Raw genomic sequence first — 14233 nt, 5'->3', positions numbered from 1 at the left:
AGTCATGGCTATCAAATCAGAAGAAATTAGTGCGCTAATTAAAGAACAGTTGGCGCAGTACCAGACCGACCTCGATGTTGAGGAAGTCGGGACCGTTACCTACATTGGTGACGGGATTGCCCGCGCTCACGGTCTGGACAACGCCATGTCCGGGGAACTTTTGCAATTCGCAAACGGTTCATACGGGATGGCGCAGAACCTAGAAACAAATGATGTTGGGATTATCATCCTTGGTGACTTTGACGACATTCGTGAAGGCGACACGGTTAAACGTACCGGCCGCATCATGGAAGTCCCAGTCGGCGAGGAATTGATTGGCCGCGTGGTTAACACGCTGGGTCAACCAATCGATGGTCTTGGCGAAATCAAGACCACAAAGACCCGTCCAGTTGAAAGCCCTGCTCCTGGGGTTATGCAGCGTAAGTCCGTTTTCGAACCACTGCAGACTGGGCTCAAGGCGGTTGACGCCCTCGTGCCAATTGGCCGTGGCCAACGTGAATTGATCATTGGGGACCGTAAGACTGGGAAGACCAGTATTGCGATTGATACGATCATCAACCAAAAGGGTCAGGACATGATCTGTATCTACGTTGCTATTGGGCAGAAGGATTCAACTGTGCGTGCACAGGCTGAAACCCTGCGCAAGTTTGGCGCGATGGATTACACCATCATCCTTTCCGCTGGCCCATCCGAACCAGCACCAATGCTTTACCTGGCACCATATGCCGGCGCCGCAATGGGTGAAGAATTCATGTACAACGGCAAGCACGTCCTCATCGTTTACGATGACCTGACGAAACAGGCTTCCGCTTACCGTGAAATTTCCCTGCTGCTCCGTCGTCCACCTTCACGTGAAGCTTACCCTGGGGACATTTTCTACACGCACTCCCGTTTGCTTGAACGGAGCGCGAAGTTGAGCGATGAACTTGGTGGTGGGTCAATGACCGCACTGCCAATCATCGAAACCCAAGCCGGTGACGTTTCTGCTTACATTCCAACGAACGTTATCAGTATCACCGACGGGCAAATCTTCCTGCAAAGCGACCTGTTCTACGCAGGCACACGTCCAGCTATCGACGCCGGGACTTCTGTTTCCCGTGTTGGTGGGGACGCGCAGTTGAAGGCAATGAAGAAGGTTGCCGGGACCTTGCGTCTTGACCTTGCAAGTTTCCGTGAACTGGAAGCCTTCAGCCAATTCGGTTCCGACCTGGATGCGGCAACGCAGGCTAAGTTGAACCGTGGCCGCCGGACCGTTGAAGTACTGAAGCAGCCTCTGCACAAGCCATTGCCTGTGCAGCACCAGGTTGTTGTGCTTTACGCTTTGACCCATGGTTTCCTTGATGCTATTCCTGTTCCTGATATTCAGCGCTACGAATCCGAAGTAGTTGACTACTTCGAAAGCAACGCTGCTGACCTGCTCAAGCAGATTGTGGAAACTGGGAAGTTGCCAGACACTGACAAGATGGATGCAGCACTCAAGGCCTTTACTGATGGTTTTGCGCCTTCTGCTGACACCACCAAGTAGGGGGGCAGGCACATGGCTGATTCTTTAATTGACATCAAGCGGCGCATTGCGTCGACGAAGAAGACCCGCCAAATCACGGCGGCCATGCAGATGGTCTCCGGGGCGAAGCTGTCCCAAGTGGAGAAGAAGTCCAGTGCATATCAGATTTACGCTGACAAGATTCGCACCACCGTTACCCACCTGGCCCAGAGCCAGTTGCTGAGTATGGCGGCCGAAAAGCGGCTCAAGGGTGAAGACGACAACGACCAGGACGACAAGCGCGTCGTGGTTGCTGACCTTCTCCAAGAGCGGCCAGTCAAGAAGGTTGGTTACCTGGTCATGACGAGTGACCGGGGCCTGGTCGGCAGTTACAACAGCAACGCCCTCAAGCCAATGCTTGACGTCCTTGCTAGCGACGAACACCCATCCAGCGTTCTTGCTGTTGGTGGGGTCGGTGCTGACTTCTTCAAGGCACGGGGCGTGGATGTTGCCTACGAATTCCGGGGCATTTCTGATGTGCCAACGTTCAACGAAGTCCGTGAGATTGTTAAGACAGCCGTTTCGATGTACGACAATGAAGTGTTCGATGAGCTTTACGTGTGCTACAACCACCACGTGAACTCACTGACCTCCGTTTTCCGTGTTGAAAAAATGCTGCCAATTAACGACCTTGACCCGGCTGAAGTTGAGGACACACCGGTTTCCTACTTGACTGAACCCGACTTGGACTCTGTCCTCGATGCGGTTCTGCCACAGTACGCGGAGAGTCTGATTTTCGGTGCCATCATGGACGCGAAGACGGCGGAACACGCTGCCTCCATGACTGCCATGAAGAGTGCAACCGATAACGCCGACAACCTGATTGGTGATCTGTCGACCCGTTACAACCGGGCCCGTCAGGCACAAATCACGACTGAACTGACCGAAATCGTTTCTGGTGCCGCAGCGGTTGAATAAACCTCTGCAGTCCAGGATTCGGTCAGGAGAAGCTTTGCAAATAAGCTAGATTAAAAAATACAACGTTCCTGCGTGCCAGAGCTGATCATAACTGGTCAGTTGCGCCGCGCAGGAACCCCAGGGAGGACACAGACATTGAGTAATAGTACAGGGAAAATCGTTACCGTTATCGGCCCTGTCGTCGATGTGGCCTTTCCCATTAACGATTCCATGCCTAAGATTAATAACGCCATGAACATCAAGAGGCCCGACGGTTCAACGCTTGTCGTTGAAGTTGCCGTTGAACTTGGTGACGGTGTTATGCGGACCATCGCGATGGCCAGCACTGACGGCTTGCAGCGCGGAATGGAAGTAACCGATACTGGTGCTCCAATCTCCGTGCCTGTTGGTAAGGACACGCTTGGTCGCGTGTTCAACGTTTTGGGAGAACCAATTGACGGTGGCGAGGCATTCGGTCCCGACCACAAGCGTGACAGCATCCACAAGAGTGCACCTAAGTTCGAAGACCTGTCCACGAGTTCCGAGATTCTCGAAACCGGGATTAAGGTTATCGACCTCCTCGCCCCATACCTTCGTGGTGGGAAAGTTGGTCTGTTCGGTGGTGCCGGTGTTGGTAAAACCGTTCTGATTCAGGAACTCATCCACAACATCGCTGAACAACACGGTGGTATCTCCGTGTTCACCGGTGTTGGTGAACGTACACGTGAAGGTAATGACCTTTACTTCGAAATGAAGGAATCCGGCGTTCTGGAAAACACCGCCATGGTCTTCGGTCAAATGAACGAAGCTCCTGGTGCCCGGATGCGGGTTGCACTGACCGGTTTGACCATCGCTGAATACTTCCGTGATGTTGAAGGCCAGGACGTGCTCCTGTTCATCGATAACATTTTCCGTTTCACCCAAGCTGGTTCAGAAGTATCCGCGCTGCTCGGCCGTGTGCCTAGTGCCGTTGGTTACCAGCCAACTCTGGCTACGGAAATGGGTCAGTTGCAGGAACGGATTACTTCCACCAAGAAGGGTTCCGTTACGTCTATCCAGGCCGTTTACGTGCCTGCCGATGACTACACTGACCCTGCGCCTGCAACGACGTTCGCCCACTTGGATGCAACGACTAACCTTGAACGTCGCTTGACCCAAATGGGGATTTACCCAGCTGTTGACCCACTGGCTTCATCTTCCAGTGCCCTGACCCCAGAAATCGTGGGTGAGGAACACTACGAAGTTGCAACCAAGGTGCAGCAGGTTCTCCAGCGTTACCAGGAACTGCAAGACATCATCTCCATCTTGGGGATGGATGAATTGTCCGACGAAGAAAAGCTGATTGTTTCGCGTGCGCGTCGCATCCAGTTCTTCCTCTCCCAGAGTTTCAACGTTGCTGAACGATTCACCGGGATTAAGGGTGCATACGTGCCCGTTGAAGAAACCGTTAAGGACTTCAAGGCAATTCTCGATGGTAAATACGACGACGTTCCTGAAGAAGCTTTCCGGCTTGTCGGGGGCATCGATGACGTGCTGGCAAAGGCGAAGACTCTTGGGTATGACCCTGAAGCAGCTAAGTAGTAGGAGGGGATAGGCATGGCCGACGAGCAGCAAGTTCTGACGGTGAATATCGTCACTCCGGATGGCATTGTGTATGATCACCACGCAAAAATGGTGGTTGTCCGTTCGGTAGACGGTGATCTCGGCATTATGGCTAACCACGAGCCAATCGTGGCCCCCCTGCAGATTGGTGAAGTTCGCGTTCAACGCCTTGATAACCCTGGTCACGAAGACCGGATTGCGGTGAACGGTGGCTTCATGGAAGTCGCCCACAACACGGCTTCCATCGTAGCCGATTCTGCTGAACGCGCGCGGGACATTGACCTCACGCGTGCACAGGCTGCGCGTGAGCGTGCCGAGCGCAGAATTGAAACTGCCAAGCAAGAGCAGAACAAAAACGATTTGCGGCGGGCACAGGTTGCATTGCAACGTGCGCTTAACCGGATTAACGTTAAGAGCTCAAAATAGTAATATGCAGAACCGGTCTCCGTTGGGGGCCGGTTTTTGTGTGCCCCGGGAACTGACGGAGCGGCGGGCAGCGGCTGCGGTCGTGGGCAGCTTCAATGCGAACAGAGCGGAGTGGGGCGTTTAGAAGGTGAGCATCACTGGCGCTGCCCATTGTACTAACATCGGTAAACCGATGAGTACAAGTGGCAGCGTGCTTCGCGAATTGATGGCGGCTTTTGCCATCGGTTTGCGGAGCGGGTTGAGCGGAACCTTCTGCCCCACGGAGCTCGACTACATCGTGGGTCTGCTATCGTGCTTTACACAGGATGCGGGGAAATGCGCCGGACTGCAGTCAACGAGCTACCTCGCCGTGACGGTGCCCCTGCTGGCGGGCACTTGGTGTACAGCAAGACTAGTTACCGGTCCGCGGCAACGTCGACCTCCCGCTCAAAATTTGGGGTGCAAGAGTATTCCGGGAGCGAAGCCGGGGGTCCGAGCGAGTTCAAGGCCGCCGAGATTAAGGAACTAGGGTATGGCGTTTAGCGCATATAAAGATGGTTGCTCAGGGTTTATTTCTAAAAATACGCATAAGCATACAAAAAACCGCCAAATCGCCTTTAAGCGATGGGCGGTTTTTGCTATGATTGCACCTGGAGGATTTCGCAATGACACAATCGTTTGGTGTTACGGCACTGGTGACAATCATTTCACACATGTTTTTCATCATGCTGGTTTGGCGCACTCTGATTGCGCTGCGACTCGAAAAAATATTCCGGCCGGGCCACACCCGTGAGGTGCAAGTCTTAATGTTATTCATTGCAATTGGTCTTGGGTATCTGGTCTCGAGTTGCTTTCTGTCATTCGTTGGCGCCTTCAAGAATTTACCGTACCTGTATCGCTAGGGGCACGTGCAACGCCGCATTAGTTACGGCGGTTAATTAATTGATTATTCCGGCCTAGCGCTGGCGCCACACTTGTACGGATGGTGGCAACGTATGGTATAATAAAAAGTCTAGTTAAACTCGAGGGGAGCATTGGTAATGGCAAAAGATATCGGGATCGACCTGGGGACCGCAAACGTCCTCATCAACGTGAAGGGCAAGGGTATTGTTCTGAATGAACCTTCCGTTGTGGCAATCGATACCCAGACGGGCAAAGTGCTCGCTGTTGGTGCCGAAGCATACAAAATGGTGGGACGGACGCCGGGGAACATTCGGTCCATTCGCCCACTCAAGGACGGCGTTATTGCCGACTTTGATATCACGGAAGCGATGCTTGAATACTTCATCAACAAGCTGAATGTTAAGGGCTTTTTGAGCAAGCCTAACATTCTCATTTGTGCACCAACCAACATCACGTCTATCGAACAAAAGGCCATTATCCAGGCTGCCGAGAAGTCCGGCGGCGGGAAGGTCTACCTTGAATTCGAGCCCAAAGTCGCAGCTGTTGGTGCGGGTCTCGACATTTTCCAGCCACAAGGGAACATGGTCATCGATATCGGTGGTGGGACCTCTGACGTCGCCGTATTGTCGATGGGCGAAATCGTGACGAGCCAGTCCCTGCGTCTTGCTGGGGATAAGATGGACGCAGCCATTGTGAGCTACGTCAAGGCTAAGCACAAGCTGCTCATTGGTGAACACACAGCCGAACAACTGAAGATTCAGATTGGCGCGGTATACGAAGCCGACAAATCTGTGTCCATGGAAGTTCGCGGCCGCGACATTGCGACCGGTCTGCCACGCGAAGTTGAAGTTACCGCGTTGGAAGTTCAGGAAGCACTCCATGACGTCATGAGCTCCGTGATTGCGGCAGCCAAGGAAGTTCTGGAGAAGACGCCACCTGAATTGTCTGCGGACATCATTGACCGTGGGGTTATGCTCACTGGTGGTGGGGCCCTGCTGAAGGGCATCGCCAAGCTGTTTGCTGACGAACTGCACGTGCCAGTGCTGCTCGCCGAAGACCCGCTGGACGCCGTCGCACTTGGGACTGGTGTCTTGCTCGACAACATCGCGCACCACAAGCAGTACTAATCATTCGGGGTGCGCGTGTTGCAATGGCAGCACGCGCACTTTGCATGCGGCGCGAGTAATTTTGGCGTCATCTTGACCGAACACCGGCCAATTCACAAGGAGGCACCCCATGGATGCATTTTCCCGGGTTATCCGGCGGGCATTATTAATTCTTGGTATCGGGATTATCTTAATGATTGTGGGTTCGATGATTGGTTACGCAATCGGTGGGGGGAACCCCTTTGCCGTTTTCGTGCCCAGCACCTGGGGCCACATCATTGATTTCTTGAAGTAGGCGATTGCAGTGAAAACAGTTGTAATGGCCCTCATCCGGTTCTATCAGCGGGTCATTTCGCCCGCGTTCCCGCCAACGTGCCGCTACCAGCCAACTTGCAGTCAGTACTCGCTGGAAGCAGTCAGCCGCTTCGGTGCCATCCGGGGTAGCTTGATGGGGATTGCGCGCATCTTGCGGTGCAACCCGTTCGTCACTGGCGGCAGTGATCCGGTACCAGACCAATTTAGTTTGAAACGAAACCGCGTTTAAGCGGAGAGTAAATTTTGCGACCGCAGCGGTTAAAGCAGGCGCGGCGGGTAGAAAGGAACGACATGGCTAAAGAGAAGAACATCAACATCACGATGGACAGCATCCAGCGTGCGGGCAAGACCGTCTCAGTGCTAATGGATGGCGAAAGCGAAATCGGTTCAATCGAACCTGCTGACGCAAAGTTCGCGGCATACCTATCAGGCAACGCAGATCCCCAGCTCTTTAAGAGTGAAGAGGAAGCCGTTACGTACCTGTTGTCGGCTTACCACTTGCACAAGCACTAAACAAAGAGGTGGTTACCCCAGGTAACCACCTCTTTAACTAGACATGTAAGTGCCGCGATTATTAGGTTGCGGCGAAGATTTAAGCCCATTAGGAATTGTGCTAATGGACGTAAAAGGATGTGGGCACTTGAATAGACAAGAAGGCAAGAACGAAGCACCGCAGCAGGATCGCATCGATTACGGGATTTTGCTGACGATTATGCTCCTTGGGCTGATTGGGATGGGTGCCATCTACATGGCCACCAAGAACGACGGGTCGCAGGCTGCCGCGGTTAAAGCGGTGGTCATGCAGGTTGTGTGGTACGTTATCGGTGGGATTGGGGTCATCTTCATCATGCGCTTTGACGCGGAGCAGTTGTGGCGGATTGCGCCGATTCTGTACGGACTGGGGATTTTCCTGCTGGTTGCCGTGTTAATTTTCTACGACCGGGGAACCGCCGCGAGCACGGGGGCCAAATCCTGGTTCAAGCTTGGACCAATCACGTTCCAACCCAGTGAGGTTATGAAGCCGGCGTACATTCTCATGCTCAGCCGGGTCGTCACCCTGCACAACTCGCAGTTCACCCACAATTTCCATAACGACTGGGTATTGATTGGCAAAATGGGGCTGTGGACGCTGCCCGTTGCGGTTTTGCTGATTGCTCAGCATGACCTTGGGACCACGCTGGTCTTCCTCGCGATTTTCTCCGGGGTTGTCCTGGTTTCCGGGGTCACCTGGCGCATCATTGCCCCAATTGGTGGGGGCGCGATTGCCATTGGTGGTTCGGCGCTGTACCTGGCCGTGACCGACTGGGGGCAAAAGCTGCTGGAGCACTTTGGGTTCCAGGCGTACCAGTTTGCCCGGATTCAGTCGTGGCTGAACCCCTCGGGAGCCACTGATGGTAACTCCTACCAGATTTGGCAGGCGATGAAGGCCATTGGTTCCGGCCGGATGACCGGGACCGGGTTCGGCAACCTCAACGTGGTCGTGCCCGTGCAGGAATCCGACATGATTTTCTCCGTTATCGGCGAAACGTTTGGGTTTATCGGCGCCGGCATTTTGATTTTGCTGTACTTCCTGCTGATATACCAAATGATTCGGGTTACCTTCGACACGAAGAACGAGTTTTACGCGTACATTTCCACGGGTGTCATCATGATGATCCTCTTCCACGTGCTGGAAAACGTGGGGATGAACATCGGGGTGCTGCCACTGACCGGGATTCCGCTGCCGTTCGTTAGTCAGGGGGGTTCGTTCCTGCTGGCCAACCTGTTCTCGGTGGGGATGGTGCTGTCGATGCGGTACCACCACCAGAGCTACATGTTCAGCCAGACCGAAGAGTTCTCGGGCTCGGGCCAGGGTTCCGATTTGGTGGAAAGGTAGCGGGTTCGCTGCTTTTTCGGGTAAGACAATTTAAAACTGATTCAAAAAATGGCCGTCCGCAATTGATGTGGACGGCCATTTTGGGCTGGCAGAGCGAATATGTTGATTGATTCGTTAAAGGTAGAAAGCACAGTCGATTGAGTTTGCAAAAAAGGGTACTACAACCGCAATGACAGGGCAGCAGTCGCGTTAATTATTGCTTGTTCAAATACTTTGCATACTGATCAGGCGTCTTTGCTTTTGGCTTGGCGCTTTTCGGACTGATGATTGTGAAGGTGAATTCACTCCCGTTTGGTGTGATTTCGTAGTTGTCATTGGCCGTGCGCACCAGGACCAGGGCGTTGTCCGGCGTGATGCCGAAACGCTGCTGCTGCGCCGGGGAAAGCTGGACCAGGGTTCCTGCCTGGGTGCCCACCTTGCTCGAGAAGTCGTGATTGAGCAGGTTGCCGAGGACGCCTTCAATTGCGCCGGTCATCTGCATGAATGGCGAATACGTTTTGTTTCGGAGCATCAGCACCGAGCTGACCAGTTCCGCCGCTGTACCGGTGACATTGAATTCTGGTTCTCCGGTCGTGAGCGCACTGAGCAGTGAATTGACGTCTGTGATTTCCATGACGAACCTCCAAATTATGCGATAAGATTATTATACAGGTTCTTGAAAACGGATTACAGGAATCCAAACTGAAATTTTGTCAGAAAATCGGCCACTTTTTTAATCCAAACCAAATTGTTAACTAATTGCGATTTTCACCGTTGCGGCGGCGATTGGCCGAATATACCAGTGGTTGCGGACTGCAGGAAAATGGCAAAATAATTTTGAATCAGAGGTTTTTGATGATAAATAGTGTTGACACTCAGGAAAAATGTGGTTATCATACAGTCATTGATAAGACGATAAACGAAGACGTGGGAGAGCGAACTAACACGACCTTAACAGAGACCCCGGATGGTGAAAACGGGGAGGTACGGTGGTTCAAAAATGGCCTACTGATCGGTGCACCGAACCTCCGGGTAAGGCTGCAATGGCTGGCATCCATTAAAGTGCACACGGGTTGTTTGACCCGTTAGTGAGGTCCCTGACTGCAGCAGGGACGACTTAGAATGGTACCGCGTTAATTCGCTTCTAACTTTGGTTAGGGGCGAATTTTTTTATTGCCATTGCAGTATCTACTTCCACAACTTCGATTTATCGTTTACCTAAAAAAGCCCACACACAATTTGGAGGATATACATTATGAAGAAAAAGATTATTTCACTCGCAGCCGCAGCATTGCTTATTCCATTGACGCTCGCAGCATGTGGTAACAGCAGCTCCAAGACCAGCAAGGAAACCACCGTTAAGCTTGGGGTTATCGGTTCCGACGCTGACGTTTGGAAGCCAGTTGCTCAGCGTCTCAAGAAGCAGAACATCAACTTGAAGCTTGTTCAGTTCACCGACTACAACAAGGTTAACCAGGCCGTTGTTGATGGTGACCTTGACCTGAACGCAATCCAGCACTACGACTTCTTCAACAACTGGGAAAAGTCCAACAAGGACAACAGCCTCGCAGTTATCGGCCGCACCTACATCGGCCCACTGCGCGTTTACTCCAACAAGATTAAGAAGCTCAGCCAGCTCAAGCAGGGTGCAACGGTTGCTGTTCCTAACGACCCAACCAACGAAGGCCGCGCACTGATTCTGCTCCAGACCGCCGGCATCATCAACCTGAACGGCAACAAGGCAGAACCAACAACCCGTGACATCAAGAGCAACCCAAAGAATCTGAAGTTCACCCCAGTTGACGCTTCACAGACAGCACGTTCCCTGAGCTCCGCCGACGCGGCTGTTGTTAACAACGACATGGCCCTGAACGCAAAGCTCGACCCAGATGACGCTCTGTACGTTGAAAAGATCAACAAGGCAAGCAAGCCATGGATCAACATCATCGTTGCCAAGAAGAGCGAAAAGAACAAGGCTGTTTACAAGAAGATTGTCAAGGCATACCAGACCGACGCTACCAAGAAGCAGATCAAGAAGATTTACGACGGTTCAACGATTGCGGCTTGGGACGCGAAGTTCTAAATAAACACAGTGCGCAGCCGCCTGTTCAGAAGTTGAGGATTAACGGCAAGGTGGCCGTGATTGGCGCACTTTGCCAATCATGGACAGCTTGAGGTTAACCGCAGACTTCTAGGCGGCGGAGCACGACTAAGAAGAGGTTGCGCAGCCGCCTGAACAGAAGCTGAGGATTAACGACAAGGTGGCCGTGATTGGCGCACTTTGCCAATCATGGACAGCTTGAGGTTAACCGCAGACTTCTAGGCGGCGGAGCACGACTAGGGTAAGGTTGCGCAGCCGCCTGTTCAGAAGTTGAGGATTAACGGCAAGTTAGATATGATTGGCGCACTTTGCCAATCACGGACAGCTTGAGGTTAACCGCAGACTTCTAGGCGGCGGAGCACGACTAGGGCAAGGTTGCGTAATCGCCTGTTCAGAAGCTGAGGATTAACGGCAAGGTAACTATGATTGGCGCACTTTGCCAATCGTAGTTAGCTTGTGGTTAACCGCAGACTTCTAGGCGGCGGAGCACGACTAGGACGAGCTTACTCGTCCAGCCAGAAACCACTTTCTAACACATTCACCCCTTTCCGCAAATAGCCCTTCAAAAATTCGCAAGTTATTCGCCGTTAGTGGTAAAATATGCATTGACGATATCGCATCGGGCTTATCCATTTCGGGTAGGCCCGATGTTGGTGTCAGGGCTAAGTTAGCGCTTTACTAATTAGTTAGGGTTAGGCACGAATAAATAGAGTCCGGTTGGGGCGGCTGCTGTCACCAGCAACACTGCCACCAACCCTCAGGAGGAACAATGAGCGAAGAAGTAGTCATTTTCGACGACGTTGACGTCGTCTTCAAAGAAAAGAAAAAGAAGGCCGTCCACGCGGTAAACCACGTTTCGCTGAGCGTTAATCGGGGCGACATTTACGGGATTGTCGGGTACTCCGGTGCTGGGAAGTCCACGCTGGTGCGCCTGATTAACCTGTTGCAGCGGCCAACTAGTGGTAGCGTCACCGTTCTTGGCGATGACATGATGAAGCTTTCGGCCAAGGAGTTGCGGCAGAAGCGGCGGAAGATCGGCATGATTTTCCAGCATTTCAACCTGATGGCAAGCCGGACGATTGCCGATAACGTGGCGTTCCCGCTGCGTGGCACCATGCCCAAGGACGAAATCAACAAGAAGGTTAGCGATTTGCTCGAATTAGTTGGCCTGTCCGAGCGGGCGAACGCGTTTCCGGCTGAATTGTCTGGGGGCCAAAAGCAGCGTGTCGGGATTGCCCGTGCGCTTGCGTCAGATCCCGAGGTGCTCATTTCCGATGAAGCAACCAGCGCGCTGGACCCGAAGACGACCTCATCAATTCTGGAATTGCTGAAGTCGCTGAACGAGAAGCTGGGACTGACCATCGTTTTGATCACTCACCAGATGGAAGCCGTGAAGCAGATTTGCAGCCGGGTCGCCGTGATGGACGCAGGTGCCGTAATTGAACGCGGCAGTTTGCTCGAAATCTTCGCGCACCCGCAGCAGCAGCTGACCAAGGACTTCATCGACACGACGATGCAACTGGACGCCACCCTGAAGGCTATCAGCAAGCAGCCCGCCGTGCAGAGCCTTGGGCCCAAGGAGCGCCTGGTGCGCCTGACCTACGTTGGCGCCAGCACCGACCAGCCGCTCATCGCCACGCTCTATCGGGAGTACAACGTCACCGCCAACATTTTGTTCGGGGACATTCAGAGCCTGCAGAACACGCCATTCGGGAACCTGATTGTGGTGCTGAATGGTGAGGCGGACGATATCGACAAGGCCCTCGCGTACCTGAAGGCCGGCGACGTCACGGTGACGAACGTCAAATTAGCAGCGGAGGAGGATTAACATGAATATTATTGAAAAATTCTTCCCTAACGTTGTTCCGCTTTGGAATGGTGACGGTGGGGTGGTTGAGGCCATCAACCAGACCATTTACATGACGGTGTGGACAACCATCGTGGCTGGAATCATCGGCCTGTTCGTCGGCATCTTATTGCTCTTGACCGACGAACACGGATTGCTCGAAAACCGGCCATTTTACAGCGTGCTGGACAAGCTGGTTAACATTTTCCGGTCGATTCCGTTCATCATCCTGTTGGCGGCGTTGAACAACTTCACGCGCCTGATTGTGCACACGGGGATTGGCCCAACCGCCGCGCTCGTGCCCCTGGTTGTGGGGACGGCTCCATTTTACGCACGGCAGGTGCAAAACGCCCTGCTGACCGTTGATGCCGGCGTCATTGAAGCGGCCCAGGCCATGGGTGTTTCACCCCTCGGCATTGTCTTTCGGGTGTATCTGCGTGAAGGACTGTCCGAGCTGATCCGCGTGTCCGTCCTGACGATTATCAGTATCATCGGTCTGACCGCGATGGCCGGTGTCATTGGTGGTGGTGGTCTCGGGAACCTGGCCATCAATACCGGGTACCTGCGCTACGAGAACGACGTCATCTGGGTCAGCCTGATCTTCATCCTGATCATGGTGTTCATTGTTCAATTCATCGGCGATTTCTTTGCCCGCAAGACGCACCATTAACAAGTAAGCAAAAAGGCATTCCGGCACGGCACATTGGCCTTGCGGGGATGCCTTTTTTGTCTGCACTGATTGTTCCGAAAACCAAAAAGGGCCGCCGCGCGTAAATGCGCAGCGGCCCGAGTTCTTGTTAGCCCTTGGTTCCGTGAATGAGGGTGATGATGCCCGTTGCGAGGGCAAGGCCACTGGCAAGTACGGCTGTGCCCGCTGCGGCAGTGGTGATGATTCCGAGGATGGTTGTTTTGTTATCGTACATGATTCGTCCTTTCCGGCTAATGCGGCCGTGAAGTGCGCGTTAGCCAATCAGTAAATCGCCCAATTGTGTTAGTGAATTAACTTCGTGGGTCGGGGTTAGTTCGGTCAGGTTGGTTTGGTGCTTGCGGTTCACCCAGATTGTCTGCAGGTGATAGTTGACGCCGCCACGGATGTCGGAGTTCAGGCCATCGCCAATCATGATGGTGTCTTGGCGGTCAATCTGCGGTTCACGCTTGAAGATGGCATCGAAGAATCTTGGGTCAGGTTTATCGTAACCGATTTCTTCCGACATATAAACCCCGTCAAACAGGGGACCAAGGTGGCTGTGCAGGAGGCGGTTGTGTTGCGTCGCCGCGTTGCCGTTGGTGCCGGCCAGCACGCGGTAGCCAGCGCCGCGCAGGTGTTGCAGCAGGCTCTTTGCCCCTGGCACCTCATCGAAGCCGTTGTTCAGGAACTGCCGGTATTCCTTCTCGGCTGCGTGGGCGTCCAAATCGGGTTTGTGAATTGCCTCCGCAAACCGTTCGAAGCGGATGTCGAGCAGCTGCGCCCGCGTTAGTTCGCCGCGTTCCAGCGCTGCCCACAAGGAGCTGTTGACCCGCTTGTAGGTCGTGCGCGTCTGCTCGTTGTCAGTGATGCCAAAGTCCGCGAACACGCCGCTCAAGCCCTTCTCCTCGCTCGCAGTGAAGTCGAGGATGGTGTCATCTAAGTCAAAAATCAAAGTGGTCAAACATTTTACCC

Annotated in this window: 17 protein-coding genes; 14 read left to right on the top strand and 3 right to left on the bottom strand. The window is 53.4% G+C overall.

Features of this window, described 5'->3' with window-relative positions; translation table 11 throughout:
* Positions 1-4 precede the first annotated feature (4 nt).
* The 11 genes from atpA to EKN00_RS01035 all read left to right on the top strand — a co-directional run bounded on the left by atpA (position 5) and on the right by EKN00_RS01035 (position 8647).
* Positions 5-1525, top strand: coding sequence for a F0F1 ATP synthase subunit alpha (atpA, locus tag EKN00_RS01085; protein ID WP_127848291.1), 1521 nt, complete (start codon positions 5-7; stop codon positions 1523-1525).
* 12 nt (positions 1526-1537) lie between these two features.
* Entirely contained in the window at positions 1538-2461 is a 924-nt protein-coding gene (locus EKN00_RS01080; RefSeq protein ID WP_127848290.1) for a F0F1 ATP synthase subunit gamma, read from the top strand.
* A 135-nt stretch (positions 2462-2596) separates the two neighbouring features.
* Positions 2597-4021 carry a F0F1 ATP synthase subunit beta gene (gene atpD, locus EKN00_RS01075; protein WP_127848289.1) on the top strand — a complete coding sequence of 475 codons (1425 nt, stop codon included), beginning with the start codon at positions 2597-2599 and terminating at the stop codon, positions 4019-4021.
* A 15-nt stretch (positions 4022-4036) separates the two neighbouring features.
* Positions 4037-4468 (top strand): F0F1 ATP synthase subunit epsilon, encoded by a 432-nt coding sequence (locus EKN00_RS01070; RefSeq protein WP_127848288.1) that lies wholly within the window; start codon positions 4037-4039, stop codon positions 4466-4468.
* Between the two features lie 315 nt (positions 4469-4783).
* Entirely contained in the window at positions 4784-4990 is a 207-nt protein-coding gene (locus EKN00_RS01065) for a hypothetical protein (protein ID WP_127848287.1), read from the top strand.
* 122 nt (positions 4991-5112) lie between these two features.
* Positions 5113-5349 (top strand): DUF1146 family protein, encoded by a 237-nt coding sequence (locus tag EKN00_RS01060; RefSeq protein WP_127848286.1) that lies wholly within the window; start codon positions 5113-5115, stop codon positions 5347-5349.
* Between the two features lie 138 nt (positions 5350-5487).
* Positions 5488-6477, top strand: a complete 990-nt coding sequence (gene mreB / locus EKN00_RS01055; RefSeq protein WP_127848285.1) for a rod shape-determining protein — start codon at positions 5488-5490, stop codon at positions 6475-6477.
* Positions 6478-6586: 109 nt separating this feature from the next.
* On the top strand, positions 6587-6751 hold the full coding sequence (locus EKN00_RS01050; protein WP_127848284.1) for a DNA-directed RNA polymerase subunit beta: 165 nt from the start codon (positions 6587-6589) through the stop codon (positions 6749-6751).
* Positions 6752-6775: 24 nt separating this feature from the next.
* Positions 6776-7000, top strand: a complete 225-nt coding sequence (gene yidD, locus EKN00_RS01045; protein ID WP_421825365.1) for a membrane protein insertion efficiency factor YidD — start codon at positions 6776-6778, stop codon at positions 6998-7000.
* A 62-nt stretch (positions 7001-7062) separates the two neighbouring features.
* Positions 7063-7284 (top strand): DUF2969 family protein, encoded by a 222-nt coding sequence (locus tag EKN00_RS01040; protein WP_127848282.1) that lies wholly within the window; start codon positions 7063-7065, stop codon positions 7282-7284.
* Between the two features lie 199 nt (positions 7285-7483).
* Positions 7484-8647: an FtsW/RodA/SpoVE family cell cycle protein gene (locus tag EKN00_RS01035; RefSeq protein WP_479680738.1), complete on the top strand. Its 1164-nt coding sequence runs from the start codon at positions 7484-7486 to the stop codon at positions 8645-8647.
* A 193-nt stretch (positions 8648-8840) separates the two neighbouring features.
* Here EKN00_RS01035 and EKN00_RS01030 read toward each other — a convergent pair whose 3' ends face one another.
* Positions 8841-9260: a hypothetical protein gene (locus tag EKN00_RS01030; protein ID WP_127848280.1), complete on the bottom strand. Its 420-nt coding sequence runs from the start codon at positions 9258-9260 to the stop codon at positions 8841-8843.
* Positions 9261-9872: 612 nt separating this feature from the next.
* Between EKN00_RS01030 and EKN00_RS01025 the strand changes: the two genes are divergently transcribed.
* From EKN00_RS01025 to EKN00_RS01015, 3 genes are all read left to right on the top strand, one after another.
* Positions 9873-10709: a MetQ/NlpA family ABC transporter substrate-binding protein gene (locus EKN00_RS01025; protein ID WP_164847982.1), complete on the top strand. Its 837-nt coding sequence runs from the start codon at positions 9873-9875 to the stop codon at positions 10707-10709.
* A 787-nt stretch (positions 10710-11496) separates the two neighbouring features.
* Positions 11497-12555, top strand: coding sequence for a methionine ABC transporter ATP-binding protein (locus tag EKN00_RS01020; protein WP_127848278.1), 1059 nt, complete (start codon positions 11497-11499; stop codon positions 12553-12555).
* A gap of 1 nt (position 12556) precedes the next feature.
* Positions 12557-13243, top strand: coding sequence for a methionine ABC transporter permease (locus tag EKN00_RS01015; RefSeq protein ID WP_127848277.1), 687 nt, complete (start codon positions 12557-12559; stop codon positions 13241-13243).
* A 127-nt stretch (positions 13244-13370) separates the two neighbouring features.
* Here the strand turns inward: EKN00_RS01015 and EKN00_RS11075 are convergent, their stop codons facing one another.
* Together EKN00_RS11075 and EKN00_RS01010 are read right to left on the bottom strand one after the other, a co-directional pair.
* A complete protein-coding gene (locus tag EKN00_RS11075) occupies positions 13371-13496 on the bottom strand; it encodes a hypothetical protein (protein WP_277749618.1) in 126 nt (41 codons plus the stop codon).
* Positions 13497-13535: 39 nt separating this feature from the next.
* A complete protein-coding gene (locus EKN00_RS01010) occupies positions 13536-14222 on the bottom strand; it encodes a YjjG family noncanonical pyrimidine nucleotidase (protein WP_127848276.1) in 687 nt (228 codons plus the stop codon).
* Positions 14223-14233 lie beyond the last annotated feature (11 nt).

The sequence above is a fragment of the Lacticaseibacillus hulanensis genome (assembly GCF_004010095.1).
Lineage (GTDB): Bacteria > Bacillota > Bacilli > Lactobacillales > Lactobacillaceae > Lacticaseibacillus > Lacticaseibacillus hulanensis.
Note: the sequence above shows the minus strand (reverse complement) of the source record. Positions and strands in the feature narration are given on the sequence as shown.